This is a genomic window from Pseudomonas sp. IPO3778 (genome assembly GCF_013386825.1).
GTDB lineage: Bacteria > Pseudomonadota > Gammaproteobacteria > Pseudomonadales > Pseudomonadaceae > Aquipseudomonas.
In genome coordinates, this window is sequence record NZ_JACARC010000019.1 from 96,912 (window position 1) to 104,572 (window position 7,661).

Genomic DNA, 7,661 nt, shown 5'->3' on the forward strand with positions numbered 1-7,661 from the left:
ATTACTCGGCCATCGAAGAAGAACGGGAGGTAGGGATAGGTGGAACCGGGTCATAACCACCGGGATTCCACGGATGACAGCGACCTAAACGACGAAAGGTCAGCCAGCCACCGCGCAGAAGGCCATGATTTTCTATGGCTTCCAACGCGTAGCAGGAACAACTGGGGTAGAAACGACAGTGGTTTGCCATCAAGGGACTAATGGCATAGCGGTAAAACTGGATCGGAACGAGGGCCAGTTTACGCATCAGTACTGTCTACCCCTACAGTTTCGGTGCTGACAACGGGTGCTGGCTTGTTGGTACGAGCCAAACGTTTCCAGAGCTTGCCGAAATGCTGAATCAATTCGGGGTTTTCTACGTCCCCCAAGCCTTTGCGCGCGACGATAACAATATCCCAACCAACCAGAGTTTCCTGGTGGAGGCGAAACGATTCGCGCATCAGACGCTTGAGGCGATTGCGCTCAACGGAGAGCTTTACGCTCTTCTTGCCGATCACCAACCCGAGACGGGGGTGATCCAGATCGTTGTTACGCGCAAGGAGCAGGAGATTTTTCCCCGGAACCTTGCCGGTGGGGGAGTCAAAGACTGCCTTGAAATGCCGGGGGGTTAGCAGACGCTTTTCCCGACTGAAGTCCTGACTCACCACCAGTACCGGATTATCAAACTGCCAGACGCGCACGACCTTTGGCGCGGCGACGCGACAGGACAGCACGGCCGTTCTTGGTGGCCATGCGAGCACGGAAGCCGTGAGTACGGGCGCGTTTGATGGTGCTTGGTTGGAAAGTACGTTTCATGGCGTGTTACCTGGTTCGTCCACAACGGGCCGGAATGGCCCCCGTTTTAAGAGACCGGCGATTCTAGAGAAAGCAAGCCTCTAGGTCAATTTCCAACCAGCTTTTCCTTTAATTAGATATCGGAAGGCATTTCGACTGAATCCGGACGGTTCGGCTTTCACGAGCAATGCCATAGATATAAAAATAAAGAAGGAAGTTATTTAAAGCTTTTCTGTAAAGCTTATAAAAGCTAGGGAGGCGATCTACTGTGGATAACTGCCTTCAGGCCTTATTCCACGTGATGTACAGAGAATGACAACACGGGGGAGAAACGGTGCTCTGCCTGTGCTGCGCTATCGGATAAGCTGTGTGTGGAATGGCTACTTATCCACAGGCCAGTTACCCACAGACTTTCGACCCCACTTGTACAACGGGCTTAGGGTCGCTTATCCACAGAGCTTATGCACAGACCATTTGTCGCCTTTTTTACAGTTAAGGCATTGATTCTTGGCGCCCTGTGAGCAACCTACATGTGGATAAGTGGACGGCTGGCCGCTACAATGGCGGCTGTTTTTGCCTCACCGGCTTTCAACTTAGGGGATATCCGTGTCAGTGGAACTTTGGCAGCAGTGCGTGGAGCTTTTGCGCGATGAGCTGCCTGCCCAGCAATTCAACACCTGGATCCGTCCGCTACAGGTCGAAGCCGAAGGCGACGAGTTGCGTGTCTACGCACCCAATCGTTTTGTTCTCGACTGGGTCAACGAGAAATACCTGAGCCGCGTTCTCGAATTGCTCGATGAACATGGCAACGGGCTTGCTCCGGTGCTCTCCTTATTAATAGGCAGCAAACGCAGTTCGGCACCCCGCGCGGCGCCGAATGCACCGTTGGCAGCCAGTGCTTCGCAGGCCCAGGCCGCCGCGGCACCTGTTAATAACTCGCCGGCACCCGCGGCCCAGACGCCTTCGAAATCCTCGTCGCAGAAAAACGCGCCTATAAATGAAGAGCCGTCCCGCGACAGCTTCGACCCTATGGCCGGCGCCAGCTCCCAACAGGCCCCGGTTCGTGCCGAACAGCGCACCGTCCAGGTAGAAGGTGCGCTCAAGCACACCAGTTATCTGAACCGCACGTTCACCTTTGAGAACTTTGTCGAAGGTAAATCCAACCAGTTGGCCCGCGCGGCCGCCTGGCAGGTCGCCGACAACCCCAAGCACGGTTACAACCCACTCTTCCTTTATGGTGGGGTTGGCTTGGGTAAAACTCACTTGATGCACGCTGTGGGTAACCATCTATTAAAGAAGAACCCGAATGCCAAGGTCGTGTACCTGCACTCGGAGCGCTTCGTGGCAGACATGGTCAAGGCGCTGCAGCTCAACGCAATCAACGAGTTCAAACGGTTCTACCGTTCCGTTGATGCGTTGCTGATCGATGACATTCAATTCTTCGCCCGCAAGGAACGTTCCCAGGAAGAGTTTTTCCACACGTTCAACGCGTTGCTTGAAGGTGGCCAACAGGTCATCTTGACCAGTGACCGTTATCCGAAGGAAATCGAAGGCCTGGAAGAGCGTCTGAAGTCGCGCTTCGGCTGGGGCCTGACCGTTGCGGTAGAGCCGCCGGAGCTGGAAACCCGCGTCGCGATCCTGATGAAGAAGGCCGACCAGGCCAAGGTTGACCTGCCTCACGACGCCGCCTTCTTTATCGCCCAGCGCATTCGTTCCAACGTGCGTGAGCTGGAAGGCGCGCTTAAGCGGGTCATCGCTCACTCGCACTTCATGGGCCGCGATATCACCATCGAGTTGATTCGCGAATCCCTGAAAGATTTGTTGGCGTTGCAGGACAAGCTGGTGAGTGTGGATAACATCCAGCGCACCGTGGCCGAGTACTACAAAATCAAGATTTCCGACCTGCTGTCCAAGCGCCGTTCGCGTTCGGTAGCACGTCCCCGTCAGGTGGCGATGGCGCTCTCCAAAGAGTTGACCAACCACAGCCTGCCGGAAATTGGTGATGTGTTTGGCGGTCGCGACCACACCACGGTCTTGCATGCGTGCCGCAAGATCAACGAACTTAAGGAATCCGACGCGGATATTCGCGAGGACTACAAGAACCTGCTGCGTACACTGACTACTTGATGAACACCAGCGCAGCTTATTAAGGCAAGGGACTAGACCATGCATTTCACCATTCAACGCGAAGCCCTGTTGAAACCCCTGCAACTGGTCGCAGGCGTCGTCGAGCGCCGACAGACCTTGCCGGTGCTTTCCAACGTATTGCTGGTTGTAGAAGGCCAGCAACTGTCCTTGACCGGTACCGACCTGGAAGTCGAACTGGTAGGTCGCGTGCAGTTGGACGAGCCCGCCGAACCGGGCGAGATCACCGTGCCGGCGCGCAAGCTGATGGATATCTGCAAAAGCCTGCCCAACGACGCGCTGATCGACATCAAGGTTGATGAGCAGAAGCTGGTGGTCAAGGCGGGTCGCAGCCGTTTCACCCTGTCGACCTTGCCAGCCAACGACTTCCCGACCGTGGAAGAAGGCCCTGGCTCGCTGACCTGCAGCCTGGAGCAAAGCCGGCTGCGCCGTTTGATCGAGCGCACCAGCTTCGCCATGGCCCAGCAGGACGTGCGTTACTACTTGAACGGCATGCTGCTGGAAGTCTCCGAAGGCATCATCCGCGCCGTCGCCACCGACGGTCACCGTCTGGCCATGTGCTCGATGAAAGCCGATATCGGTCAGCCGGATCGTCACCAGGTGATCGTGCCGCGTAAAGGTATTCTGGAACTCGCACGTCTGCTGACCGAGCCGGACGGCAATGTCAGCATCGTACTGGGCCAGCACCACATTCGTGCGACCACCGGCGAGTTCACCTTTACGTCCAAGCTGGTTGACGGCAAGTTCCCGGATTACGAGCGTGTACTGCCTAAAGGCGGCGATAAGTTGGTGATCGGTGATCGTCAGGCCCTGCGTGAAGCGTTCAGCCGTACTGCCATTCTTTCCAACGAGAAGTACCGTGGTATTCGCCTGCAATTGGCCAACGGCCAACTGAAAATCCAGGCCAATAACCCGGAGCAGGAAGAAGCGGAAGAAGAAGTGGGCGTCGACTACAACGGCGGCAACCTGGAAATCGGCTTCAACGTCAGTTACTTGCTGGATGTACTGGGCGTGATGACCACCGAACAGGTTCGCCTGATTCTGTCCGACTCCAACAGCAGCGCCCTGGTACAAGAATCCGACAACGATGACTCGGCTTACGTTGTCATGCCGATGCGCCTGTAATCATGTTCAGCAGAAGCTAGATGTCCCTCAGTCGCGTCTCGGTCACCGCGGTGCGCAATTTGCACCCGGTGACCTTCTCCCCTTCCCCCCGCATCAATATCCTCCACGGCGCCAACGGCAGTGGCAAAACCAGCGTGCTGGAAGCCATTCACTTGCTGGGGCTCGCCCGTTCCTTTCGCAGTGCCCGCTTGTTGCCAGTGATTCAGTACGAACAACTGGCCTGCACTGTATTTGGCCAAGTTGAATTGGCGGAAGGCGGTCATAGCAGCCTGGGGATATCTCGTGATCGGCAGGGAGAGTTTCAAATCCGCATCGACGGGCAAAATGCTCGCAGTGCCGCGCAACTGGCGGAAATCCTGCCGCTGCAACTGATCAACCCAGACAGCTTCCGCTTGCTGGAAGGCGCACCAAAAATCCGCAGGCAATTCCTCGATTGGGGAGTGTTCCACGTGGAACCGCGTTTCATGGCCACTTGGCAGCGCCTGCAGAAGGCCCTGCGGCAGCGGAACTCATGGCTGCGGCATGGTACACTTGACGCCGCTTCTCAAGCTGCCTGGGACCGGGAACTGTGCCTGGCCAGCGCTGAAATAGATGAATACCGCCGCGCCTATATCAAAGCCTTGAAACCAGTCTTTGAGCAGACCTTGAGCGAGTTACTTGAGCTCGAGGGTCTGACGTTGAGCTACTACCGTGGTTGGGACAGAGACCGGGAACTGAGTGCAGTGCTCGCGACGTCCTTACAGCGGGATCAACAAATTGGTCACACCCAGGCCGGACCACAACGGGCTGATTTGCGCCTTAGATTGGGCGCACACAATGCCGCGGACATCTTGTCCCGTGGCCAGCAGAAGTTGGTGGTCTGTGCTCTGCGTATCGCCCAGGGGCATCTGGTTAGCCAGGCCCGGCGCGGGCAATGTATTTATCTGGTGGATGACTTGCCGTCCGAACTGGACGAGCAGCACCGCCGCGCGTTATGCCGCTTGTTGGAAGACTTACGCTGCCAGGTGTTTATCACCTGTGTAGACCACGAATTATTGAGGGAAGGCTGGCAGACGGAAACGCCAGTCGCTTTGTTCCACGTGGAACAAGGCCGTATCACCCAGACCCACGACCATCGGGAGTGAAGGCATGAGCGAAGAAAATACGAATACGTACGACTCGACCAGCATTAAAGTGCTTAAAGGTTTGGATGCCGTACGCAAACGTCCCGGTATGTACATCGGTGATACCGATGATGGCAGCGGTCTGCACCACATGGTGTTCGAGGTGGTCGATAACTCGATCGACGAAGCTTTGGCCGGTCACTGCGACGACATCAGCATTATCATCCACCCGGACGAATCCATCACCGTGCGCGACAACGGTCGCGGCATTCCGGTCGATGTGCATAAAGAAGAAGGCGTTTCGGCGGCAGAGGTCATCATGACCGTGCTCCACGCTGGCGGTAAGTTTGACGACAACTCCTATAAAGTATCCGGCGGTTTGCACGGTGTAGGTGTTTCCGTGGTGAACGCCCTCTCAGAGCTGTTGGTGCTGACGGTACGTCGCAGTGGCAAGATCTGGGAGCAGACCTACGTTCACGGTGTTCCGCAAGAACCCATGAAAATCGTTGGCGAAAGCGAAACCACCGGTACCCAGATTCATTTCTGTCCTTCCGACGAAACCTTCAAGAACATCCACTTCAGCTGGGACATCCTGGCCAAGCGGATTCGTGAACTGTCCTTCCTCAACTCCGGTGTGGGTATCGTCCTCAAGGATGAGCGCAGCGGCAAAGAAGAGCTGTTCAAGTACGAAGGCGGCCTGCGTGCGTTCGTTGAATACCTGAACACCAACAAGACTCCGGTCAACCAGGTGTTCCACTTCAATGTTCAGCGTGACGATGGCATCGGCGTGGAAATCGCCCTGCAGTGGAACGACAGCTTCAACGAGAACCTGTTGTGCTTCACCAACAACATTCCTCAGCGCGATGGCGGTACTCACCTGGTGGGTTTCCGTTCTGCACTGACGCGTAACCTGAACACCTACATCGAAGCGGAAGGCCTGGCGAAGAAGCATAAAGTCGCCACCACCGGTGATGATGCCCGTGAAGGCCTGACCGCAATTATTTCGGTCAAGGTTCCGGATCCGAAGTTCAGCTCCCAGACCAAAGACAAGCTGGTGTCTTCCGAAGTGAAGACGGCCGTTGAACAGGAAATGGGCAAGTACTTCTCCGACTTCCTGCTGGAAAACCCGAACGAAGCCAAGCTGGTTGTCGGCAAGATGATCGACGCGGCGCGGGCCCGTGAAGCTGCGCGTAAAGCCCGTGAGATGACCCGTCGTAAAGGCGCGCTGGATATTGCCGGCCTGCCGGGCAAACTGGCTGACTGCCAGGAGAAAGACCCTGCCCTCTCCGAACTGTACCTGGTGGAAGGTGACTCTGCTGGCGGTTCCGCCAAGCAGGGTCGTAACCGTCGCACCCAGGCCATCCTGCCGTTGAAGGGTAAGATCCTCAACGTCGAGAAGGCCCGTTTCGACAAGATGATTTCTTCGCAGGAAGTCGGCACCTTGATCACCGCCCTGGGCTGTGGCATCGGGCGCGATGAGTACAACATCGACAAGCTGCGCTACCACAACATCATCATCATGACCGATGCTGACGTCGACGGTTCGCACATCCGTACCTTGCTCCTGACGTTCTTCTTCCGTCAGTTGCCGGAGCTGATCGAGCGTGGCTACATCTACATCGCACAGCCGCCGTTGTACAAAGTGAAAAAGGGCAAGCAAGAGCAATACATCAAAGACGACGACGCCATGGAAGAGTACATGACGCAGTCGGCCCTGGAAGATGCGAGCCTGCACTTGAACGACGAAGCCCCGGGCATCTCCGGTGAAGCGTTGGAGCGCCTGGTAAACGATTTCCGCATGGTGATGAAGACCCTCAAGCGTTTGTCGCGCCTGTACCCTCAGGAGCTGACTGAGCACTTCATCTACCTGCCGGCCGTCAGCCTGGAGCAGTTGGGCGATCACGCCCACATGCAGAATTGGCTGGCCCAGTACGAAGTGCGTCTGCGTACCGTTGAAAAATCCGGCCTGGTTTACAAAGCCAGCCTGCGGGAAGACCGTGAGCGTAACGTCTGGCTGCCAGAGGTCGAACTGATCTCCCACGGCCTGTCGAACTACGTCACCTTCAACCGCGACTTCTTCGGCAGTAACGACTACAAGACTGTTGTGACCCTCGGCGCGCAACTGAGCACCCTGCTGGACGACGGTGCTTACATTCAGCGTGGCGAGCGTAAGAAAGCTGTCAAAGAGTTCAAGGAAGCCCTGGACTGGTTGATGGCGGAAAGCACCAAGCGTCACACCATTCAGCGATACAAAGGTCTGGGTGAAATGAACCCGGATCAGCTGTGGGAAACCACCATGGACCCTGCTCAGCGTCGCATGCTGCGTGTAACCATCGAAGACGCCATTGGCGCGGACCAGATCTTCAACACCCTGATGGGTGATGCGGTCGAGCCTCGTCGTGACTTCATCGAGAGCAACGCCCTGGCGGTGTCCAACCTGGACTTCTGATCAGGTTGTAGCTCAAAACAAAAAGGCCAACGCTGAGCGTTGGCCTTTTTTTTGGTTCTTCACGG

Annotated in this window: 7 protein-coding genes; 4 read left to right on the forward strand and 3 right to left on the reverse strand. The window is 56.4% G+C overall.

What is annotated here, in order from left to right:
• Nucleotide 1: 1 nt before the first annotated feature.
• Genes yidD through rpmH form a run of 3 tightly spaced genes read right to left on the reverse strand, consistent with a single transcriptional unit; the run spans nt 2 to nt 795 of the window.
• Nucleotides 2-247 carry a membrane protein insertion efficiency factor YidD gene (gene yidD, locus HX855_RS08285; RefSeq protein WP_003213574.1) on the reverse strand — a complete coding sequence of 82 codons (246 nt, stop codon included), beginning with the start codon at nt 245-247 and terminating at the stop codon, nt 2-4.
• A complete protein-coding gene (gene rnpA, locus HX855_RS08290) occupies nt 240-644 on the reverse strand; it encodes a ribonuclease P protein component (protein ID WP_309139823.1) in 405 nt (134 codons plus the stop codon). Before rnpA ends, yidD begins: the two co-directional genes overlap by 8 nt.
• A 16-nt stretch (nt 645-660) precedes the next feature.
• Nucleotides 661-795: a 50S ribosomal protein L34 gene (rpmH, locus tag HX855_RS08295; protein WP_003213577.1), complete on the reverse strand. Its 135-nt coding sequence runs from the start codon at nt 793-795 to the stop codon at nt 661-663.
• Between the two features lie 585 nt (nt 796-1,380).
• Here rpmH and dnaA point away from each other — a divergent pair.
• Genes dnaA through gyrB form a run of 4 tightly spaced genes read left to right on the forward strand, consistent with a single transcriptional unit; the run spans nt 1,381 to nt 7,596 of the window.
• A complete protein-coding gene (dnaA, locus tag HX855_RS08300) occupies nt 1,381-2,901 on the forward strand; it encodes a chromosomal replication initiator protein DnaA (protein WP_177090138.1) in 1,521 nt (506 codons plus the stop codon).
• 39 nt (nt 2,902-2,940) lie between these two features.
• Nucleotides 2,941-4,044 (forward strand): DNA polymerase III subunit beta, encoded by a 1,104-nt coding sequence (gene dnaN / locus HX855_RS08305; protein WP_177090139.1) that lies wholly within the window; start codon nt 2,941-2,943, stop codon nt 4,042-4,044.
• Nucleotides 4,045-4,064: 20 nt separating this feature from the next.
• A complete protein-coding gene (recF, locus tag HX855_RS08310; RefSeq protein WP_177090140.1) occupies nt 4,065-5,168 on the forward strand; it encodes a DNA replication/repair protein RecF in 1,104 nt (367 codons plus the stop codon).
• A 4-nt stretch (nt 5,169-5,172) separates the two neighbouring features.
• A complete protein-coding gene (gene gyrB, locus HX855_RS08315; protein WP_177090141.1) occupies nt 5,173-7,596 on the forward strand; it encodes a DNA topoisomerase (ATP-hydrolyzing) subunit B in 2,424 nt (807 codons plus the stop codon).
• Nucleotides 7,597-7,661: the final 65 nt, after the last annotated feature.

Excerpts from the sequence above, each read along its gene's own strand:
- recF (WP_177090140.1), top strand. The coding sequence starts at position 4,065 with ATGTCCCTCAGTCGCGTCTCGGTCACCGCGGTGCGCAATTTGCACCCG.
- rpmH (WP_003213577.1), bottom strand. The coding sequence starts at position 795 with ATGAAACGTACTTTCCAACCAAGCACCATCAAACGCGCCCGTACTCAC.
- dnaN (WP_177090139.1), top strand. The coding sequence starts at position 2,941 with ATGCATTTCACCATTCAACGCGAAGCCCTGTTGAAACCCCTGCAACTG.
- yidD (WP_003213574.1), bottom strand. The coding sequence starts at position 247 with ATGCGTAAACTGGCCCTCGTTCCGATCCAGTTTTACCGCTATGCCATT.
- gyrB (WP_177090141.1), top strand. The coding sequence starts at position 5,173 with ATGAGCGAAGAAAATACGAATACGTACGACTCGACCAGCATTAAAGTG.